Origin of the sequence: Streptomyces sp. NPDC007189 (assembly GCF_040703635.1) — a bacterium.
GTDB lineage: Bacteria > Actinomycetota > Actinomycetes > Streptomycetales > Streptomycetaceae > Streptomyces.
The window spans coordinates 314,006-333,819 of the sequence record NZ_JBEYEY010000006.1 but is presented as its reverse complement, the minus strand read 5'-3'; the positions used below and the strand labels follow the sequence as shown (position 1 = coordinate 333,819).

Here is a 19,814-nt window from a genome sequence, read left to right as displayed (position 1 = left end):
GCTCCTACTCTCGGATCATGACTCGCAACATCGTGATCAGTGGGGGCGGCACGGGCATCGGGCGGGCGACGGCGCAGACGTTCGCGGCGGACGGCGACCGGGTGCTGTTGCTCGGGCGGCGCGCGGAGGTGCTGGAGAAGGCCGCGGTGCCCGGGGCCCTGACCCACGCCGCGGATCTCTCCGAGCCGGACCAGGTGCGCCGGGCGGCGCGGTTCGTGGCCCAGGAGCTGGGCACCGTGGACGTCCTCGTGCACGCGGCCGGCGGCGCCGGGTACCGGGAGCAGCCGGCCGCGGGGGACGACCCTCTGGACCGGGTGGCCCACGACTGGACCGCCGCCTTCCGGCAGAACGTCCTGACCGCCGCCCTCCTGACCGAGGCGCTCAAGGACCGGCTCGCCGCGCCCGGCGGCCGGGTGCTGTTCATCAGCTCCATCGCCGCCTACCGCGGTTCCGGCAGCGGCGCCTACGCGGCGGCCAAGGCCGGGCTGCATCCCTACGCGCACGACCTGGCCCGGCAGCTGGGACCGCGCGGCATCACCGTGAACGTGGTCGCGCCGGGATACGTCGAGGACACCGAGTTCTTCGGGGACTCCATGGGCGAGGAGCGGCGGGCGCGGCTCATCGCCGAGACGCTGAACGGCCGCCCCGGGATACCGGGCGACGTCGCCGCGACCCTGCACTGGCTGTCCTCGCCCGGCGCCGCGCATGTCACCTCGCAGATCATCCAGGTCAACGGCGGTGCCGAGCGCGGTCATTGAGACGGCGGCGCCGGTCAGCCCCGGCCGGTGCGCGGCAGGTCGTAGTCCTTGCGCAGCGACGTGCCGTCGGGCGACGGGCGCCGCTGCGGCGGGAGCACCGCGTCGGAGTGGTTGACGCGGGGAAGCGCGTAGGGGTGCTCGGCCACCAGCCACGAGATCATCTCCTCGCGGACCGCGACCCGCACCGTCCAGATGTCGTCGGCGTCCTTGGCGGTCACCAGGGCGCGCACCTCGATGGTGTTGGGTGTGCTGTCGGTCACCACCAGGCCGTAGGCGCGGCCGTCCCAGGCCGGACACTCGCGCAGGATGTCGCGCAGCTTCTCGCGCATCGCCTCGACGGGCGCGGTGTGGTCGAGGTGCCAGAAGACGGTGCCGGTCATCTGCGGGGTGCCCCGCGACCAGTTCTCGAAGGGTTTGGAGGTGAAGTACGACACAGGCATCGTGATCCGGCGCTCGTCCCAGGTCCGTACCGTCAGAAAGGTCAGGGTGATCTCCTCGACCGTGCCCCACTCGCCGTCCACGACGACCGTGTCGCCGATGCGCACCATGTCGCCGAAGGCGATCTGCAGCCCGGCGAACATGTTCGACAGGGTCGACTGGGCGGCCACACCGGCGATGGCGGCGATGATGCCCGCCGAGGCCAGCAGCGAGGCGCCGGCGGCGCGCATCGCCGGGAACGTCAGCAGCATGGACGCGACGGCGACCACGATGACGATCGCGGACACCACCCGCATGATCAGCTCCACCTGGGTGCGCACCCTGCGCACCCGGGCCGGATCCCGGTGCGCGCGGGCGTAGCGGCTGTAGGTGGTCTCGACGATCGCCGCGGCGATGCGGATCACCAGCCAGGCGGCGGAGCCGATCAGCACCAGGGTCAGTGTCCGGCCGATGCCCACCTGGTGCCGCTCCAGCACCTTCGCCTGGTCGTAGGAGCCGCGGAGCAGGGCGGCGCAGAGCACGAGCTGGTAGGGGATGCGGCCGCGGCGCAGCAGTTCCCACAGGGGTGAGTCGTGGTCGCGTTCGTCGGCCTTGCGCAGCAGCCGGTCGGTGACCCAGCCGACGGCCAGGGTGAGCAGCACCGAGCCACCGATCACGATCACGGGGCGGACCAGATTCATCATGCCACCGCTCCTAACCGGTGGTCGGCGGGCATGAACATGTGAGTTCTGGCTGTTCCCGGGTACGGCGGCCCCGGCGCTCCGGCATCGGCTGGCACCATGGCCTCATGAACATCATGCTTTTTCACTCGGCGTACGGGCTCAGGCCCGCGGTGCGCGACGCCGCGGACCGGCTGCGCAGGGCGGGCCACGAGGTGTGGACGCCGGACCTCTTCGAGGGGCGCACGTTCGACACCGTCGAGGAGGGCATGGAGTTCAACGAGTCGGTCGGCAAGGAGGAGCTGCTGAAGCGGGCCGTGCTGGCGGCGGCCCCGTACTCCGACCGCGGGCTGGTGTACGCCGGGTTCTCGCTCGGCGCGTCCGTCGCCCAGACCCTCGCGCTCGGCGACGACAAGGCGCGCGGGCTGCTGCTTCTGCACGGCACCTCGGACATCGCGCCGAACGCCTCCACGGACGGTCTGCCGGTGCAGCTGCACGTGGCCGAGCCGGACCCGTTCGAGACGGACGACTGGCTGACCGCCTGGTATCTGCAGATGGGCCGGGCCGGAGCCGATGTGGAGGTCTACCGGTACCCCGCCGCCGGGCACCTCTACACCGACCCCGGTCTCCCGGACTACGACCGCGAGGCCGCCGAGGCCACCTGGCGGGTGGCGCTCGGCTTCCTCGACGCCCTGCCGGCCGGGTAGCCGCAGGCCGGCCGGCGCCGGCTACACCGGGTCGTAGGTCCGCTCGACCTTCTGCGTGCCGCTGCGGGTGCGGTAGGAGCGCACCCACTGCGCGGTCGCGTCCGGGTCGGTGCGGTCGGACAGGACGTAGTAGTCCATCTGCGCGCGGTCGGCGGTGATGTCGAGTACGCCGTAGCCGTGCCGGTCGGTGTCCACCCAGTGCACATGCCGGTTGGCGGCCTCGATGAGCGGCGCGGCGACGGCGGAGAGCGTGCCCTCGGGAACCTTGACGATGTCGTCGAGATTGTCGGAGGTGACCGAGGTGATCACGAACTCGGTGGCCGCCGACGGCGACAGCGGGTAGGTGCCCGCGTCCACCGGCACGTCGTTGGCCCAGGACATGTGGATGTCGCCGGTCAGGAAGACGGTGTTGCCGATGCCGTTCGAGCGCAGATGGTCCAGGAGTTCGCGGCGGTCGTGGGTGTAGCCGTCCCACTGGTCGGTGTTGACGCCGACGCCGTCCTGCGGCAGGTCCAGCAGCTTGGCCAGCGGCTTGAGGAGGTCGGCGGTGAGGGAGCCGATGACGAACGGCGCGATCATCACCGAGTTGCCGACCAGCCGCCACCTGGTGTCGGAGGCCTTCAACCCCGCCTTGAGCCAGTCCAGTTGGGCCCGGCCGGTGATCGTCCGGTCCGGGTCGTCCACCGAGCCGCTGCCCGTGGAGGCCTGCTGGGAGCGGAAGGACCGCAGGTCCAGCAGCGACAGATCGGCGAGCTTGCCGAAGCGCAGCCGGCGGTAGGTGGTGCCCTCGATCGCGGGGCGGACCGGCATCCACTCGAAGTAGGCCTGCTTGGCGGCGGCCTTGCGGGCGGTCCAGGTGCCCTCGGCGCCCTCGGTGTGGTTGACGGCGCCGCCCGACCAGGCGTTGTCGGCGAACTCGTGGTCGTCCCAGATCGCGATGACCGGCGCCTTCAGGTGCAGGGCCTGAAGGTCGGGGTCGGTCTTGTACCTGGCGTGCCGGATCCGGTAGTCGGCGAGCGTGATGGTCTCGTTGGCCGGCGCGTGCGGGCGGACGACCGTGCCGCGCGCCGCGTACTCGCCGGACTTGTACTCGTAGACGTAGTCGCCGAGATGCAGCCAGGCGTCCAGGTCACTCCGGGCGGCGAGGTGGCGGTAGGCGGCGAAGTAGCCGGCCTCCCAGTTGGCGCAGGTGACCACGCCGAAGCGCAGGGAGGACACGTTCGCGTCCGCCGCGGGTGCGGTGCGGGTGCGGGCCACCGGGGAGTCGGTGCCGCCGGCCGAGAAGCGGAACCAGTAGTCGGTCGCCGGCGCGAGACCGCGGACGTCGGCCTTCACGGTGTGGTCGGAGGCCGCGGTCGCGGTGACCGAGCCCTTGGCGACGATGCTGGTGAGCGCCTTGTCCCTGGCGACGACCCAGCTCACCTCGGTGTCCGGGCCGAGCCCGGAGCCGGGTACGGCCTCCGGGGCCGGGGTCACCCGGGTCCACAGCAGGACGCCGTCGGGCAGCGGGTCACCGGAGGCGACGCCGTGCAGGAAGGCGGGGGCCTGGGCGGCGGCGCGCGCCGGAAGGGAGGCGGCGAGCGGGCCGGCCAGGACAGCGGTCGCCGCCGCGGCCTTGACGACCGTACGGCGGCGGGGCGAAAGGGAGTTGCGGCCCTCGGAGGCCGGAAGCGATCTGTATCGACTGGTCACGACCGATCAGGTTACTGATCGGTATGCGCACGAGCGGGCGAACTCCCAAAGTTCGCCCGCTCTTCACGCGGCGCGAAGGCCGGTTTCCGACGGGCCGTCAGCCCACGGAGCCGGTCACCAGCGTCATCAGCCCTTCAGGGCCGCGTCGACGGCCGTGTTGAACTCGGCCACGGTCATCGGCGGGTTCTTGCCGTCGGCGCCCGTCAGCGTCTTGCCGTCCATCTTCAGGGTCGGGGTGCCCTGGATGCCGTCCTTGTCGAAGATCTTGGACTCCTCCAGCGCCCACCGGTCGTAGGTGCCGTCCTTCACCGCCTTCTGGAACGCCGCGTTGCCCTTCAGGGCGGGCACCGTGTCGGCGATCTTGATCAGGTAGGAGTCGTCCTTGAACTTGTCGTCGTTCTCGTCGGGGTGCCACTTCGTCGAGTACATCGCGGCCTTGTACTCGAGGAACGCCTCGGGGCTGACGTTGAGCGCGGCGCCGAGGGCGCTCAGGCCGTTCTTGGAGCCCACCCCGGGCAGGTTCTTGTCGAGGAAGGTGGCGCCGACGTAGCGCAGCTTGAACGTGCCGTCGTCGACGTCCTTCTTCACGGTCGCGCCGACCGTCTGCTCGAACTGCGCGCACACCGGGCAGCGCGGGTCCTCGTAGATGGTGAGGGTCTTCTTGGCGGTGCTCTTGCCTATGAGGACGGTCGTCCCGTCCGCGCCCGTGGTGTTGGCCGGCTTCACGAGCGGCTTGCTCTTCGCGGCGTCCCACCCGGTGGGCTTGTTGGCCTGGACGACGGCGTAGCCGATGCCGCCGGCGGCGGCCAGCACGGCCACCACCGAGGCGGCCACGATGATCTGCCGCTTGGCCTTGGCGCGCTTGGCCTGCCGCTCGCGCTCCTGGCGCAGCCGCTCCCGGGCCGCCGTCTTCGCCGACTGGTTGTTCCGCTTGCTCATGGTGGTGATCTCCGTATGGGACGCGCACATGCCGTACGCGGGAAAGGTGTGGGACTGGGGTGCTCGGTGCCGCCGTCCGGACGGGCGCCGCGGAGCGGATGTCGCTCAGGCGGCGCCGCTCAGCGGAGGGCGAGGGCGGGGGAGCACGGCGGTCCACGCCGTCCCAGGGAGTGCACGAGGAGCCGGTCGCGGGCGGCGGCCCGGCGCGGGGCCGGGCGCGGCAGCCGGCGCACCGGCGCGGGCCGCACGGCGACCGAGGCCACCGCGAGCAGCAGCGGCCGGAAGGTGCCGGCGGCGACCGCGCGCAGCAGCTGCACCAGCGCCCGCTCGCCCCGGCGCAGCCAGGCGGCGGCGAGCAGGCCCACGCCGACGTGCGCGGCGAGCAGCAGCCAGGCGGCCGCCGGGGTGGCGTGCGCGAGCAGCGCGTCGGGGCGGCCCTGCGCCGCGGTCATCCGGGCCAGCGGGGAGCCGACGGCGCCGCCCTGGCACAGCACGTTGAAACCGAACGCGTGCAGCGGTCCGGCGACCGGGCCGCCCGCCCGGCCGTAACAGGTGTTCTGGCCGGTGGTGAAGACGGTGTCGGCGGCCAGTTCCACCGGGACCAGCAGGGCCGCGATCCGGCCGAAGCCGCGCTCGCGGCCCGCCAGCGCGTACGCGGTGACGAAGACCCCGGCGCAGACCACCAACACCGTAGCCACCGGCAGCGGGGCCCGGGACAGCAGGACGTGCGACGCGGTGCTGAGCGTCACGACGACAGCCGTGAACAGCGCCGCGCGCACGGCTCTGAGCTGGGTCCCGGATATGTCCATAACGAGAGAGAGTCTGGCACGTGGGCGGGTAAGCGACCCTTAAAGGGTGCCTGTGAGTGTGCGGAGCTTACAGCCCCGGAATCCGGCCGTTGCGGAACAGGTCGACGAAGATCTGGTGGTCGGCACGCGCGCGTGCGCCGTAGGCGTGCGCGAAGTCCACCAGAAGGGGTGCGAAGCCCTCCTCGTCGGCCGCGATGGCCGCGTCGATGGCCCGCTCGGTGGAGAACGGCACCAGGGACTCGCCGGAGGTGTCGTCCGCCGCCGCGTGCATCGCCGCCGTGGCCCGGCCCAGGTCGGCGACGACCTGCGCGATCTCCTCGGGGTCGTCGATGTCGCCCCAGTCCAGGTCGACCGCGTACGGCGAGACCTCGGCCACCAGCTGGCCCGCCCCGTCCAGCTCGGTCCAGCCCAGCCACGGGTCGGCGTGCGCCTGCAGGGCGCGCTGGGAGATCACGGTGCGGTGGCCCTCGTGCTGGAAGTAGCCGGCGATGGCCGGATCCGTGACGTGCCGGGAGACGGCCGGGGTCTGGGCCTGCTTGATGTAGATGACGACATCGTTCTCCAGGGCGTCGCTGTGCCCCTCCAGGAGGATGTTGTACGACGGCAGCCCCGCCGAGCCGATGCCGATGCCGCGGCGTCCGACGACGTCCTTCACGCGGTAGGAGTCCGGGCGGGCCAGCGAGGAGTCCGGCAGCGTCTCCAGGTAGCCGTCGAAGGCGGCCAGCACCTTGTAGCGCGTCGCCGCGTCCAGCTCGATGGAGCCGCCGCCCGGCGCGAAGCGGCGCTCGTAGTCGCGGATCTCCGTCATCGACTCCAGCAGCTCGAAACGGGTCATCGAGCGGGCGGCGCGCAGGGCGCCCAGCAGCGGACCCTCGGCGGTGTCCAGCGTGAACGGCGGCACCTCGTCGCTCTTCGCGCCCGTGGCCAGGGCGTGGATGCGCTCGCGGTAGGCGCCGGCGTAGATCCGCACCAGCTCGGTGATCTGCTCGTCACTGAGCGCCTTCGCGTACCCGATGAGCGCGACCGACGCCGCGAAGCGCTTCAGGTCCCAGGTGAACGGGCCGACGTAGGCCTCGTCGAAGTCGTTGACGTTGAAGACCAGGCGGCCGCCCGCGTCCATGTACGTGCCGAAGTTCTCCGCGTGCAGATCGCCGTGGATCCACACGCGCGAGGTGCGGTCGTCCAGGTACGGGCCGCCGCGCTTGTCCGCGTCGAGGTCGTGGTAGAAGAGGCACGCCGTGCCCCGGTAGAACGCGAAGGCCGATGCCGCCATCTTCCGGAACTTCACCCGGAACGCGGCCGGGTCGGCGGCCAGGAGCCGGCCGAAGGCGGTGTCGAAGACGGCGAGGATCTCCTCGCCGCGCTGCTCGTCGTTGAGCCGGTGGACCGACATCGCTGGGTGCCTCCTGGTGCTTGCCTGTATGACCTGTACGACAGCGTTTCTGCCGTCTTCAACGGGCGACGCCACGCGGGAGTGCCCGGTTCCCGGATGAAGGTACGCGGGGAAGACCGCCGAGTGTCAGTGCCCGGGCATAGACTTCGACGCTGACCCCAGAACTGTCCGCCAGCCCGTCGCCGAGTGTTTCCCCCGGAGGCTCAACCGTGTCGAAGCCGCCCTTCACGCACCTGCACGTCCACACCCAGTACTCGCTGCTGGACGGTGCCGCGCGGCTCAAGGACATGTTCAACGCCTGCAACGAGATGGGCATGACGCACATCGCCATGTCCGACCACGGCAACCTCCACGGGGCGTACGACTTCTTCCACTCCGCGAAGAAGGCCGGAATCACCCCGATCATCGGGATCGAGGCGTATGTCGCCCCCGAGTCCCGGCGCAACAAGCGCAAGATCCTCTGGGGCCAGCCGCACCAGAAGCGGGACGACGTCTCCGGTTCCGGCGGTTACACCCACAAGACGATGTGGGCGGTGAACAAGACCGGCCTGCACAACCTCTTCCGGCTCTCCTCCGACGCCTACGCCGAGGGCTGGCTGCAGAAGTGGCCCCGGATGGACAAGGAGACCATCGCCCAGTGGTCCGAGGGCATCGTCGCCTCCACCGGCTGTCCCTCGGGCGAGGTGCAGACCCGGCTGCGCCTCGGCCACTTCGACGAGGCCCTGAAGGCCGCCGCCGACTACCAGGACATCTTCGGCAAGGACCGGTACTTCCTGGAGCTGATGGACCACGGCATCGAGATCGAGCGCCGGGTCCGCGACGGCCTGCTGGAGATCGGCAAGAAGCTCGGCATCCCCCCGCTGGTCACCAACGACTCGCACTACACGTACGCGCACGAGGCGGGGGCGCACGACGCCCTGCTGTGCATCCAGACCGGCAAGAACCTCTCCGACCCGGACCGCTTCAAGTTCGACGGCACCGGCTACTACCTGAAGTCCACGGACGAGATGTACGCCATCGACTCCTCGGACGCCTGGCAGGAGGGCTGCGCCAACACGCTCCTCGTCGCCGAGATGGTCGACACCACCGGCATGTTCGAGAAGCGCGACCTCATGCCCAAGTTCGACATCCCCGAGGGCTACACCGAGGTCACCTGGTTCCAGGAGGAGGTCCGCCGCGGCATGGAGCGCCGCTTCCCGGGCGGCATCCCCGAGGACCGCCAGAAGCAGGCCGAGTACGAGATGGACGTCATCATCCAGATGGGGTTCCCGGGCTACTTCCTCGTGGTCGCCGACTTCATCATGTGGGCCAAGCGCCAGGGCATCGCGGTCGGCCCCGGCCGAGGCTCCGCCGCGGGTTCGATCGTCGCCTACGCCCTCGGCATCACCGACCTGGACCCGATCCCGCACGGCCTGATCTTCGAGCGGTTCCTCAACCCCGAGCGCATCTCGATGCCCGACGTCGACATCGACTTCGACGAGCGCAGGCGCGTCGAGGTGATCCGGTACGTGACCGAGAAGTACGGCGCCGACAAGGTCGCCATGATCGGCACCTACGGCACCATCAAGGCCAAGAACGCCATCAAGGACTCCGCGCGCGTGCTGGGCTATCCGTACGCGATGGGCGACCGCATCACCAAGGCCATGCCCGCCGACGTCCTCGGCAAGGGCATCCCGCTGTCCGGCATCACCGACCCCAGCCACCCCCGCTACTCGGAGGCGGGCGAGGTCCGCGCGATGTACGAGAACGAGCCGGACGTGAAGAAGGTCATCGACACCGCGCGCGGCGTCGAGGGCCTGGTGCGGCAGATGGGCGTGCACGCCGCCGGCGTGATCATGTCCAGCGAGACCATCACCGAGCACGTCCCGGTCTGGGTGAGGCACACCGACGGCGTGACCATCACGCAGTGGGACTACCCGAGCTGTGAGTCGCTCGGCCTGCTGAAGATGGACTTCCTGGGCCTGCGCAACCTGACGATCATGGACGACGCGGTCAAGATGGTGAAGGCCAACAAGGGCCTCGACATCGACCTGCTGTCCCTGCCGCTCGACGACCCCACGACCTTCGAGCTGCTCCAGCGCGGCGACACCCTCGGCGTCTTCCAGTTCGACGGCGGCCCCATGCGCTCGCTGCTGCGGCTGATGAAGCCGGACAACTTCGAAGACATCTCCGCCGTGTCGGCCCTGTACCGCCCGGGCCCGATGGGCATGAACTCCCACACGAACTACGCGCTGCGCAAGAACGGGCAGCAGGAGATCACGCCGATCCACCCGGAGCTGGAGGAGCCGCTCAAGGAGGTCCTGGACGTCACCTACGGCCTGATCGTCTACCAGGAGCAGGTGCAGAAGGCCGCCCAGATCATCGCGGGCTACTCGCTCGGCGAGGCCGACATCCTCCGCCGCGTCATGGGCAAGAAGAAGCCCGACGAGCTGGCGAAGAACTTCGTCCTCTTCCAGGAGGGCGCTCGTAAGAAGGGCTTCAGCGACGAGGCCATCCAGGCCCTGTGGGACGTGCTGGTCCCCTTCGCCGGCTACGCGTTCAACAAGGCGCACTCCGCCGCGTACGGCCTGGTGTCGTACTGGACCGCCTACCTCAAGGCGAACCACCCCGCCGAGTACATGGCCGCGCTGCTGACCTCCGTCAAGGACGACAAGGACAAGTCGGCGGTCTACCTCAACGAGTGCCGCCGCATGGGCATCCGGGTGCTCCCGCCGAACGTCAACGAGTCCGAGGCGAACTTCGCGGCCCAGGGCGACGACGTGATCCTCTTCGGCCTCTCCGCCGTCCGCAACGTCGGCACCAACGTCGTCGAGTCGATCATCAAGACCCGCAAGGCCAAGGGGAAGTACATCTCCTTCCCCGACTACCTCGACAAGGTCGAGGCCGTGGTCTGCAACAAGCGCACCACCGAATCGCTGATCAAGGCGGGCGCGTTCGACACCATGGGCCACACCCGCAAGGGCCTCATGGCGCAGTACGAGCCGATGATCGACAACGTGGTCGCGGTCAAACGCAAGGAGGCCGAAGGGCAGTTCGACCTCTTCGGCGGCATGGGCGAGGACACCAGCAGCGAGCCCGGCTTCGGACTCGACGTGGAGTTCTCCCCCGACGAGTGGGACAAGACGTATCTGCTCGCCCAGGAGCGGGAGATGCTCGGTCTGTACGTCTCCGACCACCCGCTCTTCGGCCTGGAACACGTCCTCGCCGACAAGGCCGACGCGGGCATCGCGCAGCTCACCGGTGGCGAGCACGCGGACGGCGCGGTCGTCACCATCGGCGGCATCATCTCCGGCCTGCAGCGCAAGATGACCAAGCAGGGCAACGCCTGGGCCATCGCCACGGTCGAGGACCTCGCCGGCTCCATCGAGTGCATGTTCTTCCCGGCGACCTACCAGCTGGTGTCCACCCAACTCGTCGAGGACGCCGTGGTGTTCGTCAAGGGCCGCCTCGACAAGCGCGAGGACGTGCCCCGGCTCGTCGCCATGGAGCTGATGGTCCCGGACCTGTCCAACGCGGGCACCAACGCGCCCGTGGTCCTCACCATCCCGGCCGTGAAGGTCACTCCGCCCATGGTCAGCCGCCTCGGTGAGATCCTCAGCCACCACAAGGGCGACAGCGAGGTCCGCATCAAGCTCCAGGGCCCGCGCAAGACCACGGTGCTGCGCCTGGACCGGCACCGGGTCAAGCCCGACCCGGCGCTCTTCGGCGACTTGAAGGTGCTGCTCGGCCCGTCCTGCCTGGCCGGCTGACCCGTCACCACAAGCGTCACCACAGGCGTCACCCCACACGTCGCCGCACGAGCACGCGCGAAGGGGCGCACCCGTCAAGGGTGCGCCCCTCCTGTGTGCCGGGCTTCAACTGCCCTTAGTTGTGGCCGAAGCTCTTCCGCTTCTTACCAGCAGCATCCGCGGGGCTGCTCGCGACGCCCGCCATCGGGGACTCGTGCTCCTCCGCCGACGGACGCTGTGCGCGCTCCTGCGTGTGCTCGCTGTGCTGAGCGCGGTTCTGCGGGCCAGCCTGCTTGCGGTTCTTGTTCTTGGCCATGGTGATCTGCCTCCTGTGGGGGATCTAGGGGCCAGGGCCGGGACCAGATTCACATACGCTGACATCAAGCGCATGTCGGATAATTACCGTGTGTGACAGGGCAGGTGGGCGAGCGGGCCCCGCAAACGCCACGCCGAAGATCGAGTTCGGGCCGTTAACCCCCGCGCGGTCGGGCAGACTCGAAGGAAGTCCGAAGCAAAACCTGCCGGGAAGAGGGTGAGTCGCGTGGACCGCTGCATCGTCCTGGTGGACGCCGGGTACTTGCTGGGAGCCGCCGCCAGCCTCCTCGCCGGTGAGCCCTCGCGGTCCCGGATCACCGTCGACCACACCGCACTGATCCAGGCACTGCGGGTACGCGCCGAGTCGGAGACCGAGCGCCCGCTGCTGCGCATCTACTGGTTCGACGGCGCCCCGGACCGGGTCCCCCAACCGGAGCATCGCCGGCTGCGCGTGATGCCCCGGGTCACCGTCCGGCTCGGCGCCCTCACCCGCAGCGACGGACGCTGGGCCCAGAAGGGGGTGGACGCCGCCATGCACGCCGAGCTGACCGAGCTGGCCCGCAACCGCGCCTGCTCCGACATCGTCCTCGTCACCGGCGACGGCGATCTGCTGCCCGGCATGATGGCCGCCAAGGAGCACGGCGTCGCCGTCCACCTGTGGGCCGTACAGGCCGCCGACGGCGACTACAACCAGTCCGAGGACCTGGTCGCCGAGGCCGACGAGCGGCGCGTGCTGGACCGCGCCTGGATCATCCAGGCCGTCCGCGCCAAGGAACTGACCGGCGTCTGCGCCCCGCCGCCGGCGCCCCGGCCCGAGATCGCCGCGATCCTCTCCGCGCCGCTGCCCGAGTCCGCGCTCGGCACGGCGGCCGAGCGGCCGGCCGACCAGGGCGCGCCCCAGCCGGCCGCCGCCACGGAGAACGGCTCCCAGGAGCGGGTCACCGCCCACAAGGGCGTCCCCACCCCCAAGGACCTGGCCGCCCTGCGCGCCCCCGGCGCCCAGCCCGCCCAGCACCCGGCGACCGCGACCCTGCGCTGGTCCTCCGACAAGGGCTGGGTGGACCGGCCGGGCGCCGTCGCCGAGCCGCCCGACGTCGCCGCCATGCCGACACTGGCCCAGCTCACCACCGCCGAGCAGCGGTGGGCCGACCGGGAGGAGGACATCACCACCGTCGGCGGCGACCCGTACGAGGTGGGGCAGGTCTTCGCCCGCCGCTGGATGTCCCGGCTCGGCGACCAGAGCCATCTGCAGAAGCTGTCGCAGATGTACCCGCGCATCCCGCACCGCATCGACGGGGAGCTGCTGCGGTACGCCGCGCGGTTCGGGCTGCTCGCCCACAAGGACGACCAGATCGACGAGCACGACCGCTACGCCATTCGGGCGGGCTTCTGGCGGGAGATCGACGTGCCGGCGGCCGCGGAGAGCGCGACGGGGGAGTGACGCGGGGTTCCCCACCGGGCGGGCAGGGCTCCTTACCGGTCGCGTACGGAACCGGCCCCAAAGGCGAGTAAAGGGCCCCGACCCCGTACCCTCGTCCCTTGTGAGTACGCGCGCGGCACAGGCACTTCGGCAGGACGAGGTCGTCCGTGTGCGCGGGCTCGGCAAGACCTATCCGGCCGTGAAGGGCCGGCGCGGCGCGCCCGGCACCCCCGCGGTGCGGGCCACCGACGGCGTCGAGCTGGACGTGCGGCGCGGCGAGGTCTTCGGACTGCTCGGGCCGAACGGCGCCGGCAAGTCCACGCTCGTCCGGCAGCTCACCGGGCTGCTGCGGCCGGACACCGGCAGCGTCGAGATCCTCGGGCACGACATCGTCCGGCACCCCGAGCGGGCCGCGCGCCTGCTGGCCTACCTGGGCCAGGAGTCGTCCGCGCTGGACGAGCTGACCGTCTCCCTCGCCGCCGAGACCACCGGTCGCCTGCGCGGCCTGGACGTGACGCGGGCGCGGGCCGAGCGGGACGCCGTACTGGAGGAGCTGGGGCTCACCTCGATCGCCGGGCGGGCGCTGAAGAAGCTGTCCGGCGGGCAGCGGCGGCTGGCCTGCTTCGCCGCCGCCCTGGTCGGGGAGCGGCCGCTGCTCGTGCTGGACGAGCCGACCACCGGCATGGACCCGGTGGCCCGGCGCGCGGTCTGGGCGGCCGTGGACCGGCGGCGCGCCGAGCGCGGTACGACCGTGCTGCTGGTCACCCACAACGTCATCGAGGCGGAGACCGTGCTGGACCGGGTCGCCGTCATCGACCGGGGCCGGGTCATCGCCTGCGACACCCCGGCCGGCCTGAAGGAACAGGTGGCCGGCGAGGTGCGGGTCGAGCTGGTGTGGCGGGAGCGGGCGCCGCTGGAGGTGCCCGAGGTGGCCGTGCTGCGGGAGCGCGCGGTGGAGTCCGGCCGGCGCTGGACGCTGCGGCTCGCGCCCGAGGAGGCCCGTGCCGCCGTCGCCACCGTGACCGGCGGGGCCGCCTTCGCCGCCCTGGACGACTTCACGCTGGCCACGCCCAGCCTGGAGGATGTCTACCTGGCGCTGGGCGGAGCGGCCCGGCAGGGACTGGTGAAGGCGTGAGCGCGCGGGGCGCCGCATCCGTATGGGTGGGGGCGACCGCCGTAGGGAAGGGGAGCAGCTCGTCGTGAGTGTCGTACCCGCGGAGGTGCTGCCGGGCGGCGGCCGGGTCGTGCCCGAGCCGGCGCGGGGCGCGGCCGGACTCGCTCCGGCCGCGCGGCTGTGGCCGTCGCTGGCGGCCGTCTACCGGGCGCAGCTGTCCCGGGCCCGGGTGGCGCGGATCCCGCTGCTGTTCGTGGCCACCTTCCAGTCCGTCGGCATCACCGTGATGATGCGGGGCGTCGTCGACAGCACGGGGGAGGCCCGGTCCGTGGTGGCCGGGTCGTCGGTGCTGGTCGTCGCGTATGTGGCGCTGAATCTGCTGGCGCAGTACTTCGGGCAGCTGCGGGCGAGCGGCGGGCTCGACCACTACGCCACGCTGCCGGTGCCGCCGGCCGCCGTGGTGCTGGGCGCCGCGGCGGCCTACGCCTCCTTCACCGTGCCGGGGACGCTGGTGACGGCCGTCTTCGGATGTGTGCTGTTCGGGCTGCCGCTGGGCAGTCTGTGGGTCCTGCTGGCCGTGATCCCGCTCGCCGGGGCCGCGCTGTCCGGGCTCGGCGCCGCCTGCGGGCTGCTCGCCCCGCGTCCCGAGCTGGCCACGCTGCTCGGCCAGCTCGGCATGTCGGCGGCGCTGCTGCTGGGCGTGCTGCCGGCCGACCGGATGCCGGAGATCGTACGGCTGGCGCGGGATCTGCTGCCGTCGACGTACGGCGTGGAGGCGTACGCCCGGACCTTCGGGGCACACCCGGACTGGGCCGTCGTCCTTGTCGATCTGGGGGTGTGCGCGGGTGTCGGAGTCGTCTCGCTGGCCGTGGCGACGTGGGCGTACCGCAGGGCCGCCGTCCGGTGACGCGGCGCACAGCACGACCTGGCACGATGTCAGGGTGACCGCACCGTTGACTCCGCCTACGCCGCCGCACAACCAGTCCCCGGACGACGTCTGGCAGGCCCCGCCGCCCGCCGGTGTCCCCGGGGGCGTGTACGAACAGGACGGCCCCGGTATGAAGACCGAACTGCGACAGGCCGCCGTGATCACGGTGGCCGTGGCGTTGGGCGGGGTGCTGCTGGGGCTGCTGTGGTGGTGGCTAGCGCCGCACGTGCCGCTGGTCGGCGACCAGGTGGACCGCAGCTGGGTCGTCTATCTCAAGGACAGCGAGGGCGAGCAGGCGGTGGGGGTGGACGGCACGTTCATCCTGCTGGCGCTGGGCTTCGGGCTCCTCAGCGCGGTGCTGGTCTTTCTGCTGCGGCGGCGCGGGGGAGTGCCGGTCGTCGTGGCGCTGGGGCTCGGCGCGCTGCTCGGGTCGCTGCTGGCGTGGCGGCTCGGGGTGTGGCTCGGGCCCTCGACCGACGTGCTCGCCCATGCCAAGCAGGTGGGCAAGGGCGTCACCTTCTCCGCCCCCCTGAAGCTCTCGGCGAAGGGCGCGCTGCTGGCGTGGCCGCTGGCCGCGCTGCTGGTGCACCTCGGACTCACGGCGCTGTTCGGCCCCCGCGACCCCGAGCCGCCGTATCCGCAGCAGCAGGGCTAGGGCCTGTCCGGCCCTTCCCGTCCGCCGTCCGGCCCTTCCCGTCCGCCGCGACGCCGTGCCTCAGCGGTGTGGGACGCGCCCCCTCCCGCTGCCTCAATGGCGTGGGACGCGCCCCTCCCACCGCCTCAACGGCGTAGGACGCGCCCCGCTCGCCGCAGGCCCCGCGTCTCAGCCCCGCCCGATCGGCGCCAGCACCGCTTGCGTCAGCTTCGCCAGGTCCTGCGGGGACAGTTCGACCTCCAGGCCGCGGCGTCCCGCCGAGACGCAGATCGTCTCGTGGGCCTCGGCGGAGTCGTCCAGGACCGTCGGCAGCCGCTTGCGCTGGCCGAGCGGGGAGATGCCGCCGCGGACGTAGCCGGTCGTGCGCTCCGCCAGCGTCGGGTCGGCCATCGTCGCCCGCTTGCCGCCCACCGCCGCCGCCAGGGCCTTGAGGTCGAGGGAGCCGGAGACGGGGACCACGGCCACGGTCAGGGCGCCGTCGACATCCGCGACCAGGGTCTTGAAGACGCGGTCGGGGGAAACGCCCATCGCCTCCGCCGCCTCCTCGCCGTAGGAGGGGTGGGAGGGGTCGTGGTCGTAGGAGTGGACCGTGAAGGCCACACCGGCCGACGACAGGGCGACCGTCGCGGGGGTGCCGGCGGACTGCTGCTTCTTCGACTTCTTCGCCATCGGTGAGTGGTGGACCCCTCAGTTCAGACTGGTCGGCGTCCGCGTCAGCTCGAACGCGGGCAGTGACGGCAGGCTACGGATGATGGCCGTCTCCGCGCGAAGGAGTTTCAGCTCGTCCCGCAGCCGGGAGGCGGTGTCGGGGGCCTGCAGCAGCCGCTGCTTCGTCGGCGTGTCGTGCACCATCGCCGCCGCCACCAGGTACGACACCACCGACGGGTCGTCGGGCAGCTCCGCGCCCGTGGACAGCGAGCGCTCCCGCGCGCCCGCCAGCCGCTTCTGGTACTGGCGGAACGAGCGCAGCACCCCCTCGGCCAGCGCGCCCGCCTCGTCGCCCGGCTCCTCCGTCAGCTCCTCCAGCTCCGCCGTCAGGAACGGACCCGACGCGTCGACGGAGAGCAGCCGCACCCGGGTCGTCCCCGTCGCCAGCACCTCGAAGGTGCCGTCGGCGCGCTCCCGGACGGTCGCCGCGTCCGCCACACAGCCCACCCCGTGGAAGGCCTTGACCGGGTCAGGGCCGAAGCCCGCGCCCGGCCCCCGCTCCGGCTGCGCCGTGGGGTCCGGCATGCCGGGGGCGCTCGGCGCCACCTCGTGGCCGTCGCGGATGGCCACGACGGCGAACCGGCGCGGCTCGTCCTCCGGTGTCTTGAGCAACTCGCGCATCATCGCGCGATAGCGCTCCTCGAAGACGTTCAGCGGCAGCACGAGTCCCGGGAACAGCACGGTGTTCAGCGGGAAGAGCGGAAGACGGACGGTGGTCACGACGCCCCAGCCTAGTGGTCACCGGCGCGCGTGTGTCCGCCGCGCTCGCCGAGCGGCGCCGGGGGCCCGCTCATCAGGCCCGCCAGCGCCGCGGGCACCGGCCGCCGCCCCGGCGTCAGCAGATGCTCGCGCACCCGCAGGAAGTGCCCGAGCGGATCCTCGGAGAACCGCTCCCAGGGGAACGACGTGGCGTACGGGCCGATCAGCCGGAGCTGGGCCCGGGCGTCCTCCCAGCGGTCCAGGCGGATCAGCACGTACAGGAGCTTGTTGCGGACCTGCGCGGGCCACGGGTCGGCCGCCGGGAAGCGGGCGGACAGCGCGAGCGCCCGGTCGGCCGCGGCGTCCAGCCGGGCCCGCGGGATCCCGGCGCCGCCGCCGACCAGGTAGCCGAAGGCGGCCCGGGCCGGCAGGGCCTGGACGAGCGAGTCCGCCGGGGCGTCCTGCGCGGCCCCGTCGGCGAAGTCGAAGCACTCGGGGTGGGAGCCGCGCCAGCTCGCGGCGAGATAGCGCAGCGCGGCCACATGGCAGCCGTAGTGGTGCGGGGCGCGCCGGACCGCCGCCTCCCACAGCTCCTCGAAGTACCGGTGCCCGGCGCGCGAGCCGCGCGCGTGGTCCAGGGCGATCCGCCAGGGCACCGGATCGCGGTCGTCGGCGCGGGCGGCGGCGGTGATCAGCGGGCTCGCCTCGCGCAGCAGCTCGGCCCGGGCCGGCGACGGCCAGGCCCGGTCCACCGCCAGCTGCGCCCCGACCAGCAGGACGCCGGGATCCTCGGGCACGGCGGCGCGCCAGGCGTCGAACCACTCGGGGCGGGAGCGGGCGAAGGCGGCCAGGTGCCGGACGTACCGGTCGTGGTTCTCCCACTCGGCACCGGCGCGGGTGGCGGCGAGCAGAGCGGCGGCGGCCGGGTACTCGCCTCGGCCGGCCGCGACCAGTGCGGGCGAGAGGCGGTCGTCGGGGGCGTCGAGCAGGACCTCGTCCCCGGCGGGCGGGGGGCCGGCCGGGCGGGTGAAGCGTCTGGCCATCCGGGTGGGGCGGATGAACGGGGGGAGCGGAACCATCGTGCCGACTATTGAAAGTCCGCAGGTCGGCGGCGCGCCAGAGGCTTCCGGCAAGTAATGGAAAGTTGTACGACAGACGGTCAAGGACCGGTAAAGGTGAGGGTGCAACTTATGTCACAGCCGTGGCCGTGCGCCCCCCTGCCCTCACAGGCTCCGCCACCGGCGTTCAGCTCCGGCGCAGCAGCCGTGTCGCCCCCGCCGCCACGGTCGTCGCCAGGATCCAGCCGAGCAGGATCATCGCGGCCGCCAGCCACTGCCAGCCGCCGCGCAGCTGCCACTGGCCGGCCTGGCCCAGGTCGATCACCGGCAGCAGCAGGTCCAGCGTGAACAGGGCCGGGCTCCAGGCGGGATGGGAGTCGTGGTTCGTCGGCGGATGGTCGGCGTGCGCGAACGCCAGCGTGCCCGCCGCCCACAGCACCGCCATCCACACGGCGGCCCGGCCGGGCCGGTAGCCGTAGGCGACCGTCCAGTCCTGCACGTACCCCAGGAACTTCCCGGCCAGCGGCAGCGTCTCGCGGCGCCGGCGCTGCTTGGCGAGCAGCACCTCCCGCGCGTCCTCGTCCTCGCCCGCCGCCCGCAGCACCGCCGCCAGGCGCTCGTACGGTTCCGGAGCGTACTCGGCGGTGGCCGCCGCCACCCAGTCCAGCCGGCCGGTGAGCGGGAACGGGCCGCGCGGCACGAGGTTCTCGTACACGAAGCCGCCCATGTGCAGATTGCCCGGCCCCGGCCAGCTCGCCGCCCGGTCCACCAGGTTGACGATCCGCGCGCCGGACAGCACCACCTTCCCCCGCTGCGGTCCGTCGCCCAGGAAGCGCAGCTCCGAGGCGTGCACCCGGCGCAGCGACAGCTCCTGGTCGTCGGTGAGGGTGAACCGGGCCCGCTCGAAGTCGACGGCGTCCCCGAACCGCCCGTCGTCCAGGCGTATCCCGCCCCGGCAGTCGAAGCGCTGGATCCGCGTCCCGCGCGCCGGTGTGGTGCCGCTCAGCAGGGGGCTGCCGACGCCGGCCGGGGTGAGGTACAGGGTGCGCTCGACGGTCAGCTGGGGGGCGTTCAGGGCGTAGCGGGAGTACGGGTTGTCCAGGCTCGCCCCGCGCAGGCTCAGCGACACACCGACCTTGGCGCCGCGCAGCCGCAGCTCGCCGTGCGACTGCAGCATCTCCGCCTGCAGGTCCTGGCCGACGGTCACGCCGTCCCCGGAGATCGACCGCCCGCTGCGGTCGCGGTACACCACCGCCTCGTTGAGCAGCAGATCGGTGCCTATGTGCGCGTCCGTCAGCCGCACCCCGTTCTGGAAGCGGCAGCGCGGCAGATGCAGGTCGCCCTCGGTGTGCACGCGGGCCGCCTCCAGCCGGGGCACCGCGCAGTCCACCAGGCGCAGCGTGGTGAACCGGGCCTCCGGCAGCAGCACCTCGTCGTCGAAGCGGCAGCCGCGCAGCTCGACGTACGGCCGTACCGTCCCGCCCGACAGGTCCAGTGGGCCGGTGATCCGCACGCCGGCCAGCTTGAGCGACGACACCCGGCCCGCGAGCGCCGGCGGGCCGTCCAGCAGCAGCCACGCCACGGTCCGCGCCCGCACCGTGCGCTCCGGACCCCACGGGTGTCCGCCGTGCGGATCGTCCACCCCGGCGTCGCCGCAGCTCAGGTCGTACACACTGCCGTTGCGGAAGGCCTGCCACATGCCCGCCTCGGCCGCGGTCAGGTCGTCCGGCAGGTCCCCGGCCGCGAAGCCGGCCTCCTCGGTCACCTCTGTCCTCTCCCGGTCCCCGTGCTGTG

General features: G+C 72.1%; 17 protein-coding genes. 7 read left to right on the top strand and 10 right to left on the bottom strand.

Annotation, left to right across the window (positions count from 1 at the left end):
• Positions 1–17: 17 nt before the first annotated feature.
• A complete protein-coding gene (locus tag AB0950_RS15715; RefSeq protein WP_360150096.1) occupies positions 18–758 on the top strand; it encodes an SDR family oxidoreductase in 741 nt (246 codons plus the stop codon).
• A 14-nt stretch (positions 759–772) separates the two neighbouring features.
• Here AB0950_RS15715 and AB0950_RS15710 read toward each other — a convergent pair whose 3' ends face one another.
• Complete coding sequence (locus tag AB0950_RS15710; protein WP_360150099.1) at positions 773–1,879, bottom strand: mechanosensitive ion channel domain-containing protein; 1,107 nt, start codon at positions 1,877–1,879, stop codon at positions 773–775.
• A gap of 104 nt (positions 1,880–1,983) precedes the next feature.
• Between AB0950_RS15710 and AB0950_RS15705 the strand changes: the two genes are divergently transcribed.
• Positions 1,984–2,562 (top strand): dienelactone hydrolase family protein, encoded by a 579-nt coding sequence (locus tag AB0950_RS15705; protein ID WP_366778710.1) that lies wholly within the window; start codon positions 1,984–1,986, stop codon positions 2,560–2,562.
• Positions 2,563–2,583: 21 nt separating this feature from the next.
• Here AB0950_RS15705 and AB0950_RS15700 read toward each other — a convergent pair whose 3' ends face one another.
• The 4 genes from AB0950_RS15700 to AB0950_RS15685 form a co-directional block, all read right to left on the bottom strand.
• Positions 2,584–4,254: an alkaline phosphatase D family protein gene (locus AB0950_RS15700; RefSeq protein ID WP_360150103.1), complete on the bottom strand. Its 1,671-nt coding sequence runs from the start codon at positions 4,252–4,254 to the stop codon at positions 2,584–2,586.
• Between the two features lie 126 nt (positions 4,255–4,380).
• Positions 4,381–5,193: a DsbA family protein gene (locus tag AB0950_RS15695; RefSeq protein ID WP_360571446.1), complete on the bottom strand. Its 813-nt coding sequence runs from the start codon at positions 5,191–5,193 to the stop codon at positions 4,381–4,383.
• Between the two features lie 119 nt (positions 5,194–5,312).
• Positions 5,313–6,002: a hypothetical protein gene (locus tag AB0950_RS15690; protein WP_360150109.1), complete on the bottom strand. Its 690-nt coding sequence runs from the start codon at positions 6,000–6,002 to the stop codon at positions 5,313–5,315.
• A gap of 67 nt (positions 6,003–6,069) precedes the next feature.
• Positions 6,070–7,395, bottom strand: a complete 1,326-nt coding sequence (locus AB0950_RS15685) for a DUF2252 domain-containing protein (protein ID WP_360150112.1) — start codon at positions 7,393–7,395, stop codon at positions 6,070–6,072.
• 209 nt (positions 7,396–7,604) lie between these two features.
• Between AB0950_RS15685 and dnaE the strand changes: the two genes are divergently transcribed.
• Positions 7,605–11,144, top strand: coding sequence for a DNA polymerase III subunit alpha (gene dnaE, locus AB0950_RS15680; protein WP_360150115.1), 3,540 nt, complete (start codon positions 7,605–7,607; stop codon positions 11,142–11,144).
• A 115-nt stretch (positions 11,145–11,259) separates the two neighbouring features.
• Here dnaE and AB0950_RS15675 read toward each other — a convergent pair whose 3' ends face one another.
• Positions 11,260–11,439 carry a hypothetical protein gene (locus tag AB0950_RS15675; protein WP_330340615.1) on the bottom strand — a complete coding sequence of 60 codons (180 nt, stop codon included), beginning with the start codon at positions 11,437–11,439 and terminating at the stop codon, positions 11,260–11,262.
• A 225-nt stretch (positions 11,440–11,664) separates the two neighbouring features.
• Here AB0950_RS15675 and AB0950_RS15670 point away from each other — a divergent pair, with 225 nt between their 5' ends.
• The 4 genes from AB0950_RS15670 to AB0950_RS15655 all read left to right on the top strand — a co-directional run bounded on the left by AB0950_RS15670 (position 11,665) and on the right by AB0950_RS15655 (position 15,555).
• Entirely contained in the window at positions 11,665–12,879 is a 1,215-nt protein-coding gene (locus AB0950_RS15670) for an NYN domain-containing protein (RefSeq protein ID WP_360150118.1), read from the top strand.
• A 100-nt stretch (positions 12,880–12,979) separates the two neighbouring features.
• A complete protein-coding gene (locus tag AB0950_RS15665; RefSeq protein WP_366778709.1) occupies positions 12,980–13,993 on the top strand; it encodes an ABC transporter ATP-binding protein in 1,014 nt (337 codons plus the stop codon).
• A gap of 64 nt (positions 13,994–14,057) precedes the next feature.
• Positions 14,058–14,879 (top strand): ABC transporter permease, encoded by an 822-nt coding sequence (locus AB0950_RS15660; RefSeq protein ID WP_360150124.1) that lies wholly within the window; start codon positions 14,058–14,060, stop codon positions 14,877–14,879.
• Between the two features lie 34 nt (positions 14,880–14,913).
• A complete protein-coding gene (locus tag AB0950_RS15655; RefSeq protein ID WP_360571444.1) occupies positions 14,914–15,555 on the top strand; it encodes an AAA family ATPase in 642 nt (213 codons plus the stop codon).
• Between the two features lie 168 nt (positions 15,556–15,723).
• Here AB0950_RS15655 and ybaK read toward each other — a convergent pair whose 3' ends face one another.
• From ybaK to AB0950_RS15635, 4 genes are all read right to left on the bottom strand, one after another.
• Complete coding sequence (gene ybaK / locus AB0950_RS15650) at positions 15,724–16,224, bottom strand: Cys-tRNA(Pro) deacylase (RefSeq protein WP_360150130.1); 501 nt, start codon at positions 16,222–16,224, stop codon at positions 15,724–15,726.
• A gap of 18 nt (positions 16,225–16,242) precedes the next feature.
• Entirely contained in the window at positions 16,243–16,983 is a 741-nt protein-coding gene (locus AB0950_RS15645) for an LON peptidase substrate-binding domain-containing protein (RefSeq protein WP_360150133.1), read from the bottom strand.
• 11 nt (positions 16,984–16,994) lie between these two features.
• Positions 16,995–18,041 (bottom strand): hypothetical protein, encoded by a 1,047-nt coding sequence (locus tag AB0950_RS15640; protein WP_360150136.1) that lies wholly within the window; start codon positions 18,039–18,041, stop codon positions 16,995–16,997.
• Between the two features lie 166 nt (positions 18,042–18,207).
• Positions 18,208–19,785, bottom strand: a complete 1,578-nt coding sequence (locus AB0950_RS15635) for an oxidoreductase (protein WP_360150139.1) — start codon at positions 19,783–19,785, stop codon at positions 18,208–18,210.
• Positions 19,786–19,814 lie beyond the last annotated feature (29 nt).